This is a genomic window from Bacillus sp. FSL R5-0654, from assembly GCF_038008745.1.
Taxonomy (GTDB): domain Bacteria; phylum Bacillota; class Bacilli; order Bacillales; family Bacillaceae; genus Bacillus; species Bacillus safensis.
In genome coordinates, this window is record NZ_JBBOZV010000001.1 from 3,370,797 (window position 1) to 3,386,672 (window position 15,876).

General features: G+C 39.1%; 17 protein-coding genes. 8 read left to right on the plus strand and 9 right to left on the minus strand.

The window, feature by feature from the left end:
- Nucleotides 1–74 precede the first annotated feature (74 nt).
- On the minus strand, nt 75–971 hold the full coding sequence (locus NSS76_RS17215) for a peptidoglycan DD-metalloendopeptidase family protein (RefSeq protein ID WP_332285035.1): 897 nt from the start codon (nt 969–971) through the stop codon (nt 75–77).
- 116 nt (nt 972–1,087) lie between these two features.
- Here NSS76_RS17215 and NSS76_RS17220 point away from each other — a divergent pair, with 116 nt between their 5' ends.
- On the plus strand, nt 1,088–1,597 hold the full coding sequence (locus NSS76_RS17220) for a GNAT family N-acetyltransferase (protein ID WP_029706351.1): 510 nt from the start codon (nt 1,088–1,090) through the stop codon (nt 1,595–1,597).
- Between the two features lie 32 nt (nt 1,598–1,629).
- Here NSS76_RS17220 and NSS76_RS17225 read toward each other — a convergent pair whose 3' ends face one another.
- Genes NSS76_RS17225 through NSS76_RS17235 form a run of 3 tightly spaced genes read right to left on the minus strand, consistent with a single transcriptional unit; the run spans nt 1,630 to nt 4,515 of the window.
- Nucleotides 1,630–2,160: a TlpA family protein disulfide reductase gene (locus NSS76_RS17225; protein WP_332285037.1), complete on the minus strand. Its 531-nt coding sequence runs from the start codon at nt 2,158–2,160 to the stop codon at nt 1,630–1,632.
- Nucleotides 2,157–2,714 carry a MauE/DoxX family redox-associated membrane protein gene (locus NSS76_RS17230; RefSeq protein ID WP_341082509.1) on the minus strand — a complete coding sequence of 186 codons (558 nt, stop codon included), beginning with the start codon at nt 2,712–2,714 and terminating at the stop codon, nt 2,157–2,159. Before NSS76_RS17230 ends, NSS76_RS17225 begins: the two co-directional genes overlap by 4 nt.
- A 1-nt stretch (nt 2,715) precedes the next feature.
- On the minus strand, nt 2,716–4,515 hold the full coding sequence (locus NSS76_RS17235; RefSeq protein ID WP_135031387.1) for an ABC transporter ATP-binding protein: 1,800 nt from the start codon (nt 4,513–4,515) through the stop codon (nt 2,716–2,718).
- Nucleotides 4,516–4,613: 98 nt separating this feature from the next.
- Here NSS76_RS17235 and NSS76_RS17240 point away from each other — a divergent pair, with 98 nt between their 5' ends.
- Nucleotides 4,614–5,120, plus strand: coding sequence for a thiol:disulfide interchange protein (locus tag NSS76_RS17240; RefSeq protein WP_332285041.1), 507 nt, complete (start codon nt 4,614–4,616; stop codon nt 5,118–5,120).
- A gap of 46 nt (nt 5,121–5,166) precedes the next feature.
- Here the strand turns inward: NSS76_RS17240 and NSS76_RS17245 are convergent, their stop codons facing one another.
- Nucleotides 5,167–5,562: a hypothetical protein gene (locus NSS76_RS17245; protein WP_024423711.1), complete on the minus strand. Its 396-nt coding sequence runs from the start codon at nt 5,560–5,562 to the stop codon at nt 5,167–5,169.
- A 524-nt stretch (nt 5,563–6,086) separates the two neighbouring features.
- Between NSS76_RS17245 and NSS76_RS17250 the strand changes: the two genes are divergently transcribed.
- The 4 genes from NSS76_RS17250 to rpsN all read left to right on the plus strand — a co-directional run bounded on the left by NSS76_RS17250 (nt 6,087) and on the right by rpsN (nt 8,368).
- A complete protein-coding gene (locus NSS76_RS17250; protein WP_024426331.1) occupies nt 6,087–6,509 on the plus strand; it encodes a DUF5362 family protein in 423 nt (140 codons plus the stop codon).
- A 132-nt stretch (nt 6,510–6,641) separates the two neighbouring features.
- Nucleotides 6,642–6,803 carry a 50S ribosomal protein L33 gene (gene rpmG, locus NSS76_RS17255; RefSeq protein ID WP_341082725.1) on the plus strand — a complete coding sequence of 54 codons (162 nt, stop codon included), beginning with the start codon at nt 6,642–6,644 and terminating at the stop codon, nt 6,801–6,803.
- 82 nt (nt 6,804–6,885) lie between these two features.
- Nucleotides 6,886–8,082: a GTP-binding protein gene (locus NSS76_RS17260; RefSeq protein WP_044330870.1), complete on the plus strand. Its 1,197-nt coding sequence runs from the start codon at nt 6,886–6,888 to the stop codon at nt 8,080–8,082.
- 16 nt (nt 8,083–8,098) lie between these two features.
- On the plus strand, nt 8,099–8,368 hold the full coding sequence (rpsN, locus tag NSS76_RS17265) for a 30S ribosomal protein S14 (RefSeq protein ID WP_025093900.1): 270 nt from the start codon (nt 8,099–8,101) through the stop codon (nt 8,366–8,368).
- A 254-nt stretch (nt 8,369–8,622) separates the two neighbouring features.
- Here rpsN and moaA read toward each other — a convergent pair whose 3' ends face one another.
- Nucleotides 8,623–9,630 carry a GTP 3',8-cyclase MoaA gene (gene moaA, locus NSS76_RS17270; RefSeq protein ID WP_044330872.1) on the minus strand — a complete coding sequence of 336 codons (1,008 nt, stop codon included), beginning with the start codon at nt 9,628–9,630 and terminating at the stop codon, nt 8,623–8,625.
- 10 nt (nt 9,631–9,640) lie between these two features.
- Nucleotides 9,641–10,429, minus strand: a complete 789-nt coding sequence (gene fdhD / locus NSS76_RS17275; protein WP_044330874.1) for a formate dehydrogenase accessory sulfurtransferase FdhD — start codon at nt 10,427–10,429, stop codon at nt 9,641–9,643.
- Between the two features lie 134 nt (nt 10,430–10,563).
- On the opposite strand from fdhD, the gene NSS76_RS17280 reads away from it, so the two are divergent.
- Nucleotides 10,564–11,829: an L-lactate MFS transporter gene (locus tag NSS76_RS17280; RefSeq protein ID WP_024426335.1), complete on the plus strand. Its 1,266-nt coding sequence runs from the start codon at nt 10,564–10,566 to the stop codon at nt 11,827–11,829.
- 82 nt (nt 11,830–11,911) lie between these two features.
- Nucleotides 11,912–14,260, plus strand: a complete 2,349-nt coding sequence (locus tag NSS76_RS17285) for an FdhF/YdeP family oxidoreductase (RefSeq protein ID WP_024426336.1) — start codon at nt 11,912–11,914, stop codon at nt 14,258–14,260.
- Nucleotides 14,261–14,311: 51 nt separating this feature from the next.
- Here the strand turns inward: NSS76_RS17285 and NSS76_RS17290 are convergent, their stop codons facing one another.
- Together NSS76_RS17290 and NSS76_RS17295 are read right to left on the minus strand one after the other, a co-directional pair.
- Nucleotides 14,312–14,989 (minus strand): VWA domain-containing protein, encoded by a 678-nt coding sequence (locus tag NSS76_RS17290; RefSeq protein ID WP_024423719.1) that lies wholly within the window; start codon nt 14,987–14,989, stop codon nt 14,312–14,314.
- Between the two features lie 83 nt (nt 14,990–15,072).
- Nucleotides 15,073–15,771 (minus strand): VWA domain-containing protein, encoded by a 699-nt coding sequence (locus tag NSS76_RS17295; protein ID WP_034622539.1) that lies wholly within the window; start codon nt 15,769–15,771, stop codon nt 15,073–15,075.
- Nucleotides 15,772–15,876 lie beyond the last annotated feature (105 nt).

The following is a 15,876-nucleotide window of genomic DNA, read 5'->3' on the forward strand; positions in this document are numbered from 1 at the left end:
GCCGAGTGGCGGAGGATCTTTTTAAGCAGAAAAAACCTCTGCATATTCATATACACAGAGGACCTTGTAAGACATTAAGATTGTTTTGTTTCTTCTGACTGACTGCTGTCTTTAGAGGAATCAGAAGACTTTTCTTGATCAGAGGATTTCCCCTTATCATCAGACTTTTCTTCAGATTTTTCTCCAGCTGGCTCTTTGGCTTTATCTTCAGCAGCAGGTTCTTTCGTTTTTTCCTCAGTCTTTGGCTGAGCAGGTTCTTTTGCTTGTTCCGTCACTTCTTGCGCTGCTTTTTCAATTGTAGAAACAGGCTTGTCAATGAAGCTAAGCGGATTAAGCGCTAAACCTTCCATACGAATTTCAAAATGCACATGGTTGCCGCTTTCAGCACCATATAGATTTTTACCAGAAGCACCAATGACATCATTCTGCTTGACTTCATCGCCTTCTTTGACACTCACTTGTGACAAAGATTGATAAACAGTCGATAATCCATCTTCATGTTCAATTTCAACAACGTGACCAAGAACTGGATCTTTTTTCGCTTGAACCACTGTTCCACTAAGAGCAGCTGTGACATCAAACACTTTGCCATCTTTATCTGCAAGATCAATACCTTTGCTCAAGGTATAGGTGTTATTATAGTTTACAAGTGCTGCTTCTTTTTCTTTTTGGTCAGCATCTGCTTCATAGAACTTTTTCACGACAGAAACATTATCAGAATTCTGGACCGGCATTGCGACATTTTCAATTGGCTTTCCAACTTCAACGGCATCATCGCGCTGTTCTTGCCCTGTTTGATTTCCATCAGATAGTTGGTCTTTCACATCTTTTGATACAGCTTGATACCAAAGAACGGCTGTTAACACGACCGCTGCGCTGACCAAGTAAATAGCAGGGAATACCCAGCGCTTACGGAAAAATTGCTGAACTTTTGTGATTTTGGAAGTACGTTTCTTTTCTTCCTCTCTCATTTTTCATCACCTCAGCAACATTCTGAACACTTTTCAAAAAATATATACACACGAAATCATTTTTCTTTTTATTTTGCGCAATCGCATCAATAATATGTATGATAAATGAAAAAAAGATGGGAGACTTAATTGTGAAAACTTTCAACCGTATAGCAACAGAAGATGACCTCAAAGCGATCGTTGATATCTACAATTCAACCATTGCTTCAAGAGAAGTGACCGCAGATACAGAACCAGTTTCTGTCGAGGACCGCCGGCAATGGTTTTTGAATCATTCCGAGAAAAGACCTCTCTATGTGAAAACAGATGAGGATGGAAATATCTACGGCTGGCTGAGCTTTGAAACGTTTTACGGAAGACCTGCATACAACGGGACCGTTGAAATGAGTATCTATTTAAACCAAGACTATCGAGGAAAAGGCTTAGGATCACTTTTCTTACAAGAAGCCATTGATTTAGCACCCTCATTAGGCATTCGAACGTTACTTGCCTTTATTTTCGGGCACAACGAAGCCAGCATTCGACTATTTAAAAAGCACGGCTTTGAGACATGGGGCCACCTGCCACGCATCGCAGAAATGGACGGCAGCAGATACGATTTAGATATCCTAGGAAAAGAATTATAAAACGAGCGTCTCCCTGAAAAAGAGACGCTTTTTTATGACGCATGTAACAGCTGTTCAAACTGTTTCGCATTTTGAAGAGATTTTCTTTGCAGAATGATACCATGTTCATCAATGAGAATCACTTGTGGAACAACTGTTACCCCGTATAGCTCCATGATTTGTGAAGAACGAGTATACACAGCCTGGGACGGCAGCAATTCAAGGATCTGCGTATCATCCGCCTGTTCATCCCCATTAATAAAAATGAATTGAGTATCATCAACAGCGATTTGCTGCTGCAAGTCTGCTAAAATGCTTTTGCACGTCATACAAGTAGAGTTCACAAATAACAGCATTACAGCACTCCCGCTTTGAAAATATTCCTTCAAAATGACCTTCTCGCCTAAATGGGAATAGCTTCGAAATAACGGTGCAGGATCCCCCACATCCGCTTCCTTTAATTCAATTCCATCAAGGGTTTTGATTTTATTCATAAATTTTCCGATAAAACGGGCGAGCAAAAATATCACAGCCAGCTGAGCAATGACAATGAATAACACAATAATCAATAGAATATCTGTCATTTCACATCGTCTCCTTCTATAAATAATTCAAATTGATTGATCCATTTTCTTTTAAACATTAAGACTTCTTGACTCACCGCTATTATGAAAGAGACAGCCACGGCAATGAGAAAACAAATGATGTTATATTGCCATGGAATGGTTTCTGCATAGGAATGCACATAAAACAATCCGATCACAAGAGCCAGCATCGACACATTGCGAATCACAATTCCCCAGTGAAGTCGTTCATTATCAAGCAGTCCACCACAACCGCAAGAAATATCACGATGTCCTCTCAATAAATTGAAGGTCACCGCTCCAGTATAAATACATAAAAGTGCAGTAAGACCAATCGCAGGTACAAGAGTCATATGCCATACGAATAAAAAAACAGTACAAACCAATTCAGCAGTTAAAAACAAATAAAACATGGGTCCCGTGAAAGAAGAAGGCAGCAGCCGATAAGCATTCATCTGCTGCATATGTGCCGTCTGTTTTTTTACTTTATCAAGCCAAGCACCAGCAAAAATGATACCTAATAAATAGACACCTATGTAATAAAAGACACTCACCTTACGCCATCTCCTTTTGTTGAAATAATTGAGATTGTGCCTCGTAAAGCCTTTTGTACTCTCCGTTTAACACCATCAGTTCATCATGGTTCCCCTCTTCAACGAAAGCACCATCTTTCATTACGATTATACGGTCTGCTAAACGGGCTGCTCCCATTCGATGTGTGATAAACAAGACACCCTGATCCTGCGTGTGATCGAATAGCTTTCGAATAAGTGAAATTTCCGATAGTGGATCAAGAGCAGAAGTTGGTTCATCTAAAATGATAAAATCACTCTCTCTAAAGAAGGTTCTAGCCATCGCGAGCTTTTGCCATTGCCCGCCAGACAGTTCATGGCCTTCTTCAAAAAATCGGCCAAGCTGCGCATCATACATTTCTTCCATTTGATGAATTCTTTTCTCTATGCCTGCTTGCCGGGCAGCTGAGATCATCCGCTCTCCCTCGTCCATATGATCAATACGGCCAAACCCGATGTTTTCTTTCACAGTGAACTCGTACTTCATAAAATCTTGAAAAAGAACAGCCATTCTCGCATGATATGACTTTTTATGAATAGTAGAAATGGACTCACCGTTGACTTTTTGCATGTTCGACTGATCTGGATCATATAAACCGGTCAAACATTTGATCAAGGTGGTTTTACCTGATCCGTTATCCCCCACCAATGCAATACGTTCACCTTTATTGATATGAAAATGTATATGCTCAATGGCAGGTGTTTTCATATTCGGATAAGTAAAAGAGAGATTTTCAAGTGTAATGGACTGAATACACTCGATTTTTCGAAGCGATGCTCCTTCTTCTGTCTGCTCATGAATTTCTTCTTCTCTCTTTTGAAAAGCTCTCATTTCATCAACATAAAGACTTGTTTCATATAAACTAGAACATTCTCTTGTTAAGTCTTGAAAACCACTTTGGATGTTTTGCACCGCTTGCAGCACAGCGACAAATGTCCCGGCAGCTAATTTTTTTTGAAAAATAAGAAAAACAATAAAAAGGCCGCAGCATACATAGGCAAATGTCATAAGCAATCCGCCCGCCATCTCCCAGCGGACTTGCCGCTTAAGCAGTTTATATTTTTCATCTGCACTTTTTACATAATGATCTTTCCATTTCTGAAGAAGATAATTCCCGATTCCATATAAACGGATTTCCTTCAATGAATCCCGTTGTGCGACAAGATCGGACACATACATTTCTCTTCTGTCATTGGCTGTTAACATACGGTTTAATTGATAACGCGCTCCTCCAAAGAAAAGCTCAATCCACAAGACAGGCAGGGTAAACACGATCAGAATGACCGCCAAGCCCCAATGGATACCGATCATATAGATAAGAAGTGATACAACAGTAATCAATGCGCTCATGATGGTAAAGATACTTCTAACCATGCTCAGAACATGCTGATGACTGTTCATCACACGTTGACTTTCATTGTAAAAAGACGGGTGTTCAAATGTAATAAACGGCAGCCTGATCGCCTTTTGAAGCAATTCACCCTTCAAATGCAGACCAATCAAATTTGTCGCTTTCTGCTGGCTAAGCTGAAGAATGAATTGAAGCCCATATCCTAAAACCACAATGACCATTTGCAGCCCAAATAACCACAAAACCTTTTGAATGTCTCCTGAAGACGTCATGAATAAAATAATTTCATTAATCAAAGTTTGAATAATCCAGACACTAGCCAAAGGCATAAAACCAACGATCACTTGGATCAACAAGGTTAAAAGAAGATAAGATCGGCTTCTTTTCCAAGTATAGGAAATTGCATATAAACAATGGTTCACTGTACTCATCAAACGCTCCACCTTACACCATTTAGTATAATTGACATATTTTTGATATTTATATTATGATAGCTTTGCGTAACTTTACTCTGAGAGGACGATATACGATGAATTCAATCCTACTTTTACAGCTCACTCTTATTCTTTGCAGCCTATTATTAACGATCGGAGTCATCATCTATTTAAAACAACAAATGGAACTGATCATCTTACCGATACAGCATGTTGGACAAAAACTTGTGCATCCGCTGCTTGAAAAACCATCACCTTTTCCAGTGAATGATTTACTGCAAACCAACAACAAGCAGCAGCTACTTATTTTCACTGATACATCATGTCCGCATTGCATCCCATCACTTGAACAATTCCTAGAAACGAAAAAGCAGCGTAAATTGGACGTTTCATTTAGTATTTTGCTAAAGAATGGGCAAAAAGAGGATCAAGAATTATATCGTGATAATAAAACCAACATGCGAATTATCCCTGTGGACGAGCAAATGATAGACGCATTCCAAATTGAAGAATTTCCTTATTACATTATGGTAGAAGATGAAATCATCTCATACGCAGCACCTTTTCCGGATGGTCTTTATTCAAGGATATCTGCAAAATAAAGATAAATGAGGCATGTGAAGACTATCAAACACATGCCTCATTTTTTTATTGTGGATCTGACTGAACATCTTGATCTTTTTCTCCTGCAGCAGCTTCACTCGCTTCACCTGAAGCCTGTTCCTCAGCTTGTTCAAACTCACTCCGAGCCTCATTTGAAATGTCTACTTGGTCACCATGCTCATTCACAGTAACAGACGAAGAAGACGTCTCTTTTTGAGCCTCTTTCTCTAGTTCCTTTAATTTAGAAACATGAAGTTCTAAATCTTTTCCTTGCTGAACTAGAGTAAGTTGTTGAAATAATGCCTTTCTCTCTTCTGGAGAATGGTCACCTTGAACAATTTGAGCCGCTTGGGTTAAAAAAGAATTTGATGTTTGACCCGCTTGACGTCTATTTGACGTCTGCATAGCATTTGTTAAGAATGAAATTGAAGATATGCTCATGCGTTCACATCCTATTAAATATGATCCTTAGATTAGCAGCCACATCTAACGCGTTCTTGACTAGTACAAATCTCACCTGTGTCACGATCCACGTAGTAACGGAAAGTTCCAACACCTTGAAGGAAACAAGTCGGTGCTGATTTACATGAAGTGACTAATTTTTGCAAAATACATCTTGCAGCTGCCGGTTGAACATTGGTCATCTTGTTTAAGAAACGATCTAACATATGAATTCCACCTTCCAATTTTTATGGTAACACAACACAATAATAACCAATTACTAGACAACTAACAACATATTTTGATAAATTTACTAATTATTTTTTACTACCAATCTTATTTATGACATAATTTGTTGATAATTTTTATAGTAAATGTTACTTTTTTCTTATTTGAAAATAATTTATTTATCTGAAAATGATGAAGTGAAGATAGAAACATTTTAATTAAACAACATTCACTCTTCCTAAAGCACTACTTACTCAAGTATGATAAAGAGTGAATACATAAAGGAGTGAACACCATTGCAACAAACTGAGAAAATCATTCAATCTCTTCATTCAATCGTAAAGTGGGGAAAGGTTGGTAGTATCTTTCTCTATATTTCAGGCGGTCTGGCTATTCTTATTGGTTTTTGGCTTGTTCTTCCTGCAGCCCTTGGCGTCTTCCTCATTATGATGGGAATTCATGTACAAAAGTCTGTAAAAGCAGCTGAACACTTGATTCAGGCTCCAGATACTTCTTACGAAGAATTATTAGAACAGTACGCTAAGATGATGAAAATGCAAACACTGTTTGCCATTTCAAGTATTGCCGCAGTTATTCTTTCATTCATTGCTATCGTTTTGATACTTATACTAGGCGGGTTAGCTTTCCTCCAAGAAATTCCTTATGATGTCCAGCAGTATGAAGGTGATTACGAACAAGAACTCGGTGACTTTTATTAATGGAGAGGGGTATCAATAGTCATTCGATACCCCTTTTGTTTTTATCATTTGACTTGGATCATTCTCCTATGCTTGACATTCAGTCTTGATCATTTTAAAATACAAATCGTAACTATTACGAATTAAAGGAGGATCCTATTACTTACGCGCGTGAAAATTACGTTGGCCTGTACTGAAACAGGTGACAGAAACTACATCACAACAAAAAATAAAAGAACGAATCCTGACCGATTGGAGTTAAAAAAATATTCTCCTCGATTAAAGAAATATACCCTTCATAGAGAAACAAAATAAATTTTTTAGATTATAAATCGTAATGATTACTTTTTAAGCGAGGCGGAAAACAAAATGATCGTTTTCAAAAGGACAAAAACAAATGAATAAGCGTATACCTGTTACAGTATTAAGCGGCTTTTTAGGAGCAGGAAAAACAACGATATTAAATCATGTTCTTCAAAATCGCAAAGGATTAAAAGTGGCTGTGATCGTCAATGACATGAGCGAAATTAATATTGATGCAGAACTAGTCAAACAAGGCGGCGAGCTTTCTCGATCAGATGAGAAACTCGTTGAATTATCTAACGGCTGTATTTGCTGCACTTTGAGAGAAGACTTGTTAATCGAAGTAGAACGCCTTTGTAAAGCGGGTAATATTGATTATATTGTCATTGAATCAACCGGAATTAGTGAACCAATTCCCGTCGCTCAAACGTTTTCTTATATTGATGAAGAAATGGGTATAGATTTGACCCGCTTTTGCCGGCTAGATACGATGGTCACAGTAGTAGATGCAAATCGTTTCTGGACTGATTTCCAGTCAGGAGAGAGTTTATTAGATCGTAAAGAAGCGGTTTCCGATGACGACGAGCGAGAAATTTCCGATTTACTCATTGATCAAATTGAATTTTGTGACGTGCTTATTATCAATAAATGTGATCTAGTATCTCCCTCTGAATTAGATCGACTTGAGCATGTGCTGAACAAACTACAACCAGAAGCATCTATCATCAAAACCTCAAAAGGTATAGTACAGCAAGATGACATTTTGAATACTGGTTTATTCGACTTTGAAAAATCAAGTGCCTCTGCTGGGTGGATCAAAGAAATCAACGCAGGACATGGTCAGCATACACCGGAAACAGAGGAATACCAAATTTCATCTTTTGTTTACGAAAGAAGACTCCCTTTTCATACCGGCAGACTGAATGCTTGGTTAGATCAAATGCCTGAGCAGATCGTTCGTGCGAAAGGTTTTACTTGGCTTGCCACACATCATGATTTAACCATTTTAATTTCACAAGCTGGGAAATCTGTTGCGATTGAACCAATTGCATACTGGATTGCTGCTTTGCCTGAACAAGAAAAAGCACGGATATTAAATCAGGAACCAGAGCTTCTAGATGAGTGGGACGCAGAGTTTGGTGATCGCCATACAAAACTTGTGTTTATCGGTGTAGATTTGCCTAAAGCAGAAATCATTCGTACTCTTGATCAATGCTTGCTCACACCTGAGGAATTTGATCAAGATTGGACTACATTTGAGGACCCCTTTCAATGGAAAATACAAAATTAGGCCAGGAGGGTTTTAATTGGCAAAGAAATCTAAGATTGCTAAAGAAAAAAAACGACAGCAGCTTGTATTGAAATATGCAGAATTAAGGAAAGAGTTAAAAGAAAAAGGTGACTATGAAGCTTTACGAAAATTACCTAGAGACTCTTCCCCTACCCGCTTAAAAAACCGCTGTGAATTAACGGGCCGTCCCAGAGGTTATTTACGAAAATTCAAAATGTCTAGGATTGCTTTTCGTGAGCTTGCCTATAAGGGTCATATCCCTGGAGTGAAAAAATCGAGCTGGTAAAGAATGATTTGATCTTATCACAGCACTCGTAAAAGTAAAGCCGCACACAATGAGGGAAAATCTATTTTCCAATCTTATCTCAATCTTTTTGAGGTGCAAAATAGCAATTTAAAAACCAGCAGAGATTCTGCTGGTTTTTTATAGTTACTGAGTTCATAAGATAAAAAGACCTGTTTTCAAAAAAGGATTTTCAACCACGATTATGACATTTTCTCTTCTTTTCAAAAATACATGATCATGATACTTTATTGTCATTACCCACCGATGTATGACATCTCAACCTTTTTCTGATCTTTTTTCTGCTCTCTCTCGGCTGAATATTGGTCATGTCTATTCGACCATAATTCCTTTAACCTGTTCGTTAATTCTTCATTATCTTTTGTCGTACGAATCATCTGTTTCAGATCAAAACCCGATGATGCAAACAGACATGTAAATAATTCCCCCCGTGCAGACAGCCTTGCTCTGTTACATGTTCCACAAAAAGCATCTGAAACGGAAGAAATAATGCCTATCTCTCCTGAACCATCTTTGTAAAAAAATCGTTTGGCTACTTCACCTGTATATTGAGGAGGTTCTGGTTTGATAGGATATGTTGAATCAATTAATTCAATTATTTCTTTCTTTGTCATGACATGTTCTAGATTCCATTTATTCGTATTACCGACATCCATAAATTCAATAAATCTGAGAACGTGTCCTTCTTTTTTGAAGTAAGCTGCCATTGGTAAGACATCCTGATCATTCACACCTTTTTGAACAACCATATTAATCTTGATAGCAAGTCCAGCCTTTTTTGCAGCCTCAATACCATCAAACACTTTTTGGATAGAAATATGCCTTCCGTTCATTTGCTTAAAACGGTCGGGATTTAATGAATCTAAACTAATGGTGACTCTATTAAGACCAGCTCTCTTCAACTGATCAGCATATAAAGGTAAAAGCGTTCCATTGGTTGTCATCGCAATGTCTTCAATCCCTGGAATGTTTGCGAGCTTTTCTATTAAGACAGGCAGATCCTTCCGCATTAAAGGTTCTCCGCCCGTGATGCGTATTTTTACCACACCTAGGTTCCTTACAAAAAGGGTAGCAAGTCGTTCTATTTCTTCGAAACTAAGCAGTTCTTCTTTTTTCAAGAAAGGATAATCCGGTCCAAAAATTTCAGCAGGCATACAGTACGTACATCTAAAGTTACAACGATCAGTTACTGATATTCTTAAATCGCGCAATGGTCGATGTCTTTTATCTAAAATACTGACCATACTTTGCCTCCTATTCTGTAATACGCTGAGGATGCGTGTAAATGTTAAAGGATTTCCCTCTGACGAATCCAACTGTCGTAATATTTAATTCTTCTGCCATTTTAAGCGCCAGCTCAGTAGGTGCTGATTTTGAAATGACGATAGACACTCCTAGTTTTGCTGCCTTCAATAGAACTTCTGACGATATCCGGCCGCTGAAAACAAGGATTTTATCTCTAAGTGGAATTCGCTGAAGTAAACAATATCCATAAATTTTATCTAAAGCATTATGTCTTCCTATATCAGTTCTAGTGATGAATAGCTTCTCTGTGTCACACAGTCCAGCATTATGAACTCCACCAGTATGTTGAAATAATTGGCTTTCTTCTTGCAAACACTTCATGAGATGCATACAGGTTTCAGCAGAAATACTGATTCGATCAATGGCCGTTTTTGCCGTCTTCACATCTTGAAGGAAATAAAAGTGTCTTCCTTTCCCGCAGCATGAACCAATCACTCGTTTTGTAAAATCTGATGAATCAAATCCACTTGAGTGAACTAAATCAACATAGGCAAAACCCATACTTTCATCTATTGTAAACCTTTTAATCTCATTTTCAAATCGAATGACCCCTTCTGAAGCCAAAAAGCCGATAACCAATTCTTTCAGATGCTCTGGGGAACAAACAAGCGTCACAAATTCTTCCCCATTCACCATCACAGTTAAAGGATATTCTTCTACAATTTCATCAGTTTTGCAGGTAAACTGGCCTTCACGGTATTGGTGTATGACTCGTTTCTTTTTAACAGAAGAATTCATTGTATGATCTTCCTTTCAATGCAAATTTAGTTATATGATCCAATCAAATTGTGATATTATTTTAAAAAGTCATAAAAATGTAACATATTTCTATCTTATCAAACTTCTTGATTGCTTTATATGGGGGGAACAAAATGAACAAATCGAAAAATCGCTGGCTCATCGCAGCAAGTGCTGTAGGAATTCATTTATCTATTGGGTCTGTTTATGCTTGGAGTGTTTTTACGAATCCTTTACATGAAGCCTTTCAGTGGTCATTAACAGAAATAAGTCTCACCTTCAGTATTGCTATTTTATTTTTAGGTTTATCTGCTGCTTTTATGGGACATTTCGTTGAAAGGTATGGTCCAAGGGCATCGGGGCTCTTCTCAGCTATTTTCTTCGGCATCGGAATGACTGGGTCAGGATTCGCTGTCCACATGTCCTCACTGCCTCTCCTCTATTTATTTTATGGTGTACTCGCTGGAATTGGTTTAGGGGTAGGCTACATTGCACCTGTATCAACTCTAGTCAAATGGTTTCCGGATCGAAGAGGTCTTGCAACCGGCTTAGCCATTATGGGGTTTGGGTTTGCTTCTCTTATTTGCAGCCCAATTATTCAATATCTCATTGAAAAAGTGAATATCGCAAATACTTTTTATATTCTTGGAATCTCCTATTTTATCATCATGGTGATCTCATCTCTTTATTTATCACCACCAACGCCTGATGACGTCAAACAATTTGACGTATTCAAAACAAAGAAAAGAAAAATCCCTCAAGATTTATCACAGCTTACAGCAAATGAAGCGATCAAAACAAGACGTTTTTATTATTTGTGGCTTATGCTTTTTATTAATATCACATGCGGAATCGCTATTATTTCAGTAGCGTCACCTCTTGCTCAAGAAAGTGTTGGGTTCACTGCAGGTGCTGCAGCTACTCTTGTGGGCATTTTAGGTGCTTTTAATGGTTTAGGACGCATTGGCTGGGCATCGTTTTCAGATTATATAGGAAGACCGAATACGTATACGATTTTTTTCAGTATCCAGCTCATTGCTTTTCCATTACTCCCCTATTTAAAAGAACCGCTCATCTTTTCAATCGTTATGGCGATCATTTATACGTGCTATGGAGGAGGATTTGCTTCAATTCCAGCCTATATTGGGGATTTGTTTGGTACAAAGCAGCTTGGTGCCATACACGGTTATATTTTGACTGCTTGGGCCGCTGCGGGATTAGCAGGACCACTATTTTCATCCTTCATCCGAGATATAACAGGTAATTACACACAAAGCCTTATGGTGTTCTCTGGCTTATTTTTCATTGCTTTTATCATATCACTTCTCATTCGAAAGGATATTCAGCAGCTAAGAGAAAGAAACCTATCTGCTGCTTCCTCTGTCTCAGCCCGATCTTAATTTGAATTTGACAGAATCACAATCTAAAGGTAATTTTTAGATATGAAAACGCTTTACAAAGTAATAGGAGGGTGATGATCTCATGGGGAAAACAAAACATAAGGGGCCTGTTAAACTCAATAAAAAACCCTCACCAAAGCTATGGGCCTCTTTTGTACCAATGGGGCTTGGCAAAGTGAAACCGAAACACATTCGAGATACGATGAAAGTGGCATGGGAGAACAAAGATAACCTTCCCTACGCGTACCGTATTTTAACGCAGGGTGTTTGTGACGGCTGTGCCCTTGGCGTCTCAGGACTGTATGATCAAACGCTCGCAGGACCTCATATATGCACCACAAGACTAAATGTGCTTCGTCTTAATACAATGCCAGCTATTGATCCAAAATGGTTTGAAGATATTCAGCAGCTAAAGCAAATGGACAGCACCTCTCTTCGCAAGCTTGGGCGGATTCCTTATCCATTGATCCGAAAAAAAGGTGACAATGCCTTTACACGTATTTCTTGGGATGATGCACTAGATCAAATCGCAGCTAAAATCCAATCAATTGATAAACGGCAGCTTGCTTTCTATTTAACCGCCAGAGGAATTACAAATGAAGTTTATTATACGGCTGCAAAGGCTGCTCGATTTATAGGGACGAATCATATTGATAATGCTTCTCGCATTTGCCATTCACCAAGTAAAACTGCTCTTAAACGGTCCCTTGGCATCGGTGCTTCCAGCTGTAATTACAGTGATTGGATTGGAACGGATGTATTAATTTTTTGGGGATCTGTTGCAGCAAACAATCAGCCTGTTTCCACTAAATATATGTACGCTGCTAAAAAGAAGGGAACAAAAATTATCGTCATCAATCCGTATAAAGAGCCTGCTATGGAAAAGTATTGGGTTCCTTCTATTCCAGAGAGTGCTTTATTCGGTACAAAAATTGCAGATGATTTTTACCAAGTCAATATAGGCGGAGATATTGCGTTTATGAACGGCGTCATCAAGCATTGGTTTGACATGGAGCAGCATGCTCCCCATTCGGCTCTTGATCACGAATTTATTCAAAAACATACAACAGGCATACAGGATTTAAAGCAGCATGTCACACAATTGAAGTGGGAGGACCTAGAAGCATCATCAGGTTTATCAAAAGAAAGAATGAAGGAATTTGCGTCACTGCTTGCCAATGCTAATTCAGGCGTTTTCATTTGGAGTATGGGCCTTACTCAGCACCGCTTTGCAACTGATAATATATCACAGGTTGCCAACCTTGCCATGCTGCGCGGATTTATCGGCAGAAAACATTGTGGTGTCATGCCAATTCGGGGGCATAGCGGCGTCCAAGGTTCTGGTGAAATGGGTGCTGATCCATTCGTTTTGCCGGGTAGTGATTTTGATGAAGAGAATATTGAAAGAATCGAACGTATATGGGGGTTTGACATTCCTAAATGGCATGGTGACACCATTGGGCAATCCTTTGAGAAGATGGCTCTCCCAAAAGACCATCCACAAAAACTCAAAATGCTGTTTACGAGTGGCGGAAACTTTTTAGAAACGATGCCAAATCCGGAAGCGATCGAAAAAGCATTATCTGAACTTGAACTCCGTGTTCACCAAGATATCATTTTGAATACCTCTACGCTGGTAGACGCTGAAGAGGCGGTGATTGTGCTGCCTGCTATGACAAGGTATGAACAACCAGGCGGCGGCACATCAACCAGTACGGAACGCATGGTATATTTCAGTCCAGAAATTGAAGGACCTCGTATTGAGGAAGCCAGAGCGGAATGGGAGATTTATGTTGATCTTGCGAAAAGAGTCCGGCCAGAAGATGCCGAGCTGATACATTTTGAAACAGCTGAAGACATTCGTCGTGAGATTGCGGTCGCCAACCGAAATTATGATGGCATCCAGCATTTACGTCACAAGGGAGACGTTTTTCAATGGGGAGGCGCATGGCTTTGTGAAGATGGCGTGTGTCCAACACCAGACGGCAAGGGACATCTTCTTCCTGCCCAGCTGCCTCAATATCGAAAAACCGAAGGACATTTCAATATCACGACAAGAAGAGGAAAGCAATTCAACTCCATGATCTACAGTGAAAAGGATGCCTTTAATGGTGGAAAACGTCATTCTATCCTAATGAATGAAGAAGATGCAAAAGAGCTTTACGTCCAAGAAGGTGATCCAGTTGTTCTCTTTAATCAATATGGATCCTATCAAGGAGTGGCTCAATTCGGAGAGTTGAGACGCGGCAATATCGCAGTTTATTGGCCGGAAGGGAACGTTTTAATTCCTAAAGGTGTGTATGAGAGCTACTCACAGATTCCCGAGTATAATACAGCTGCCATATTAGAAAAAGCCGAAACCTTCCATGCAAGAAAGGATCAGCATTATGTAGAGAAACGAATTGATGAATTAGAAACGACTTTGAATTAATCGTCAACTTAAAAACAGCTGGGGTTGTTTTCCCCAGCTGCCATTCACTCTCTACCGACCAAAAGCGCTCGCTTCCTGTTGAAGAATATGGTTCAATTCTTCGGCATTTGCAGCTGGTTGATATTGTCCTCCACCCGCTTTTGCAACAGATTTAAGACTTTTTGCTTCCTTTTCATTCACATCGAAGCCAATGATATTGACGATTGTATCTATTCCGTCTTCATGTAATTCCTTTGCTGCTTGTGAAGGGCTTCCACCACAAGTTTCTTCACCATCACTGACAACATAGACAATATTTTTCCCTTCAGCTTGGTGATCTTCAAAATCTTGTTTCGTATCCGTTAATGCTTTTGCAAGTGGTGTCCAGCCAGTTGGCTTATACACATTCAGTGCTTGTTGAAATGTTGATGGCTCATATGATCCAAATCCGTAAACGGCTTCAGAGCTTGAACAAGAAACGGCTTTCCCTGCATTTTTATTGGTTCCTTCATGACCAAACACACGAAGCAGAACTTGTGTATCTTCTGATAAAATGCTCGCAAAGCTTTGAATAGACCGTTTGGCGATTTCAATTTTCTTTTCACCTTCAACTGACTGTGCCATGCTGCCGCTTAAATCGAGTAATATCACCACATGAGCAGGCGGCTCCTGTTTTGTTACAGCATGAGCTGGTGAAGAAAGAAGCAGGACAAGACTAGCCAAAATGGTTAATACGATATTTCTTTTCATCAATAAAGACCTCCCTTTTTTACTTTTGTACAGAAAAAGAGAAACGAAAGCATGAATCAATCGTTTCCCTTTTGTTCAGCAAGTTATTCGTGTAGTTTTAATGATTCTGCTGAAAAGATAGATCCCATTTCTTTACCTGTACTTGCTTGGTAGTAATGGCCTTTACCAGCTTTGGCTACTTGCTTCAATTGACCTTCATAGCCATCGTTAAAGTCTAACCCGATCACATTTACAACAGTTGATCCTTTTGAGTTATGCAATTCTTTTGCTACTTTTACTGGATCTCCGCCACAAGTTTCTTCACCATCAGTGATTAAGTACACAATATGCTTTGTTCCTTCAGTAAGCTGCTCATCCGCTTGCTTTGCATTTTCAAGTGCACGTGCAATCGGTGTCCAACCAGTCGGCCCAAGTCCGTTTAAAGAGTTCTCAAAACTGTCTTTTTCATAAGGCTGTACGCCGTAAACGCCTCTAATGACTTCACATGATTGAGCTTTACCTGAATTTTTGTTGTTTCCTTCAGAACCAAACAAGCTCATACGAATTTTAGCGTCTTTTGGAAGTGACTGAGCAAATTTAAATACCTCTTGTTTAGCGAGATCAAATTTGCGCTCTCCCTCTACTTTTCTTGCCATACTTCCGCTTGCATCAAGTAAGATTGTGACTCTTACATCTTTATTATGTTTTTTGACTGTAGATGCTTCTGCAAATACTGGTGAAGAGATTGACATAGATAATGTCAATACAGCTAAGGTTACGAGTGAGAATACTTTTTTCAACATAATTTTCCTTCCTCCTTATGTATTTAATTGAAACACCTTAATCGTAAATTATTCTGTCTTGGAATGGTATAGGACTCGGTCCCTTTTTCTCTTTCATCAAAATCA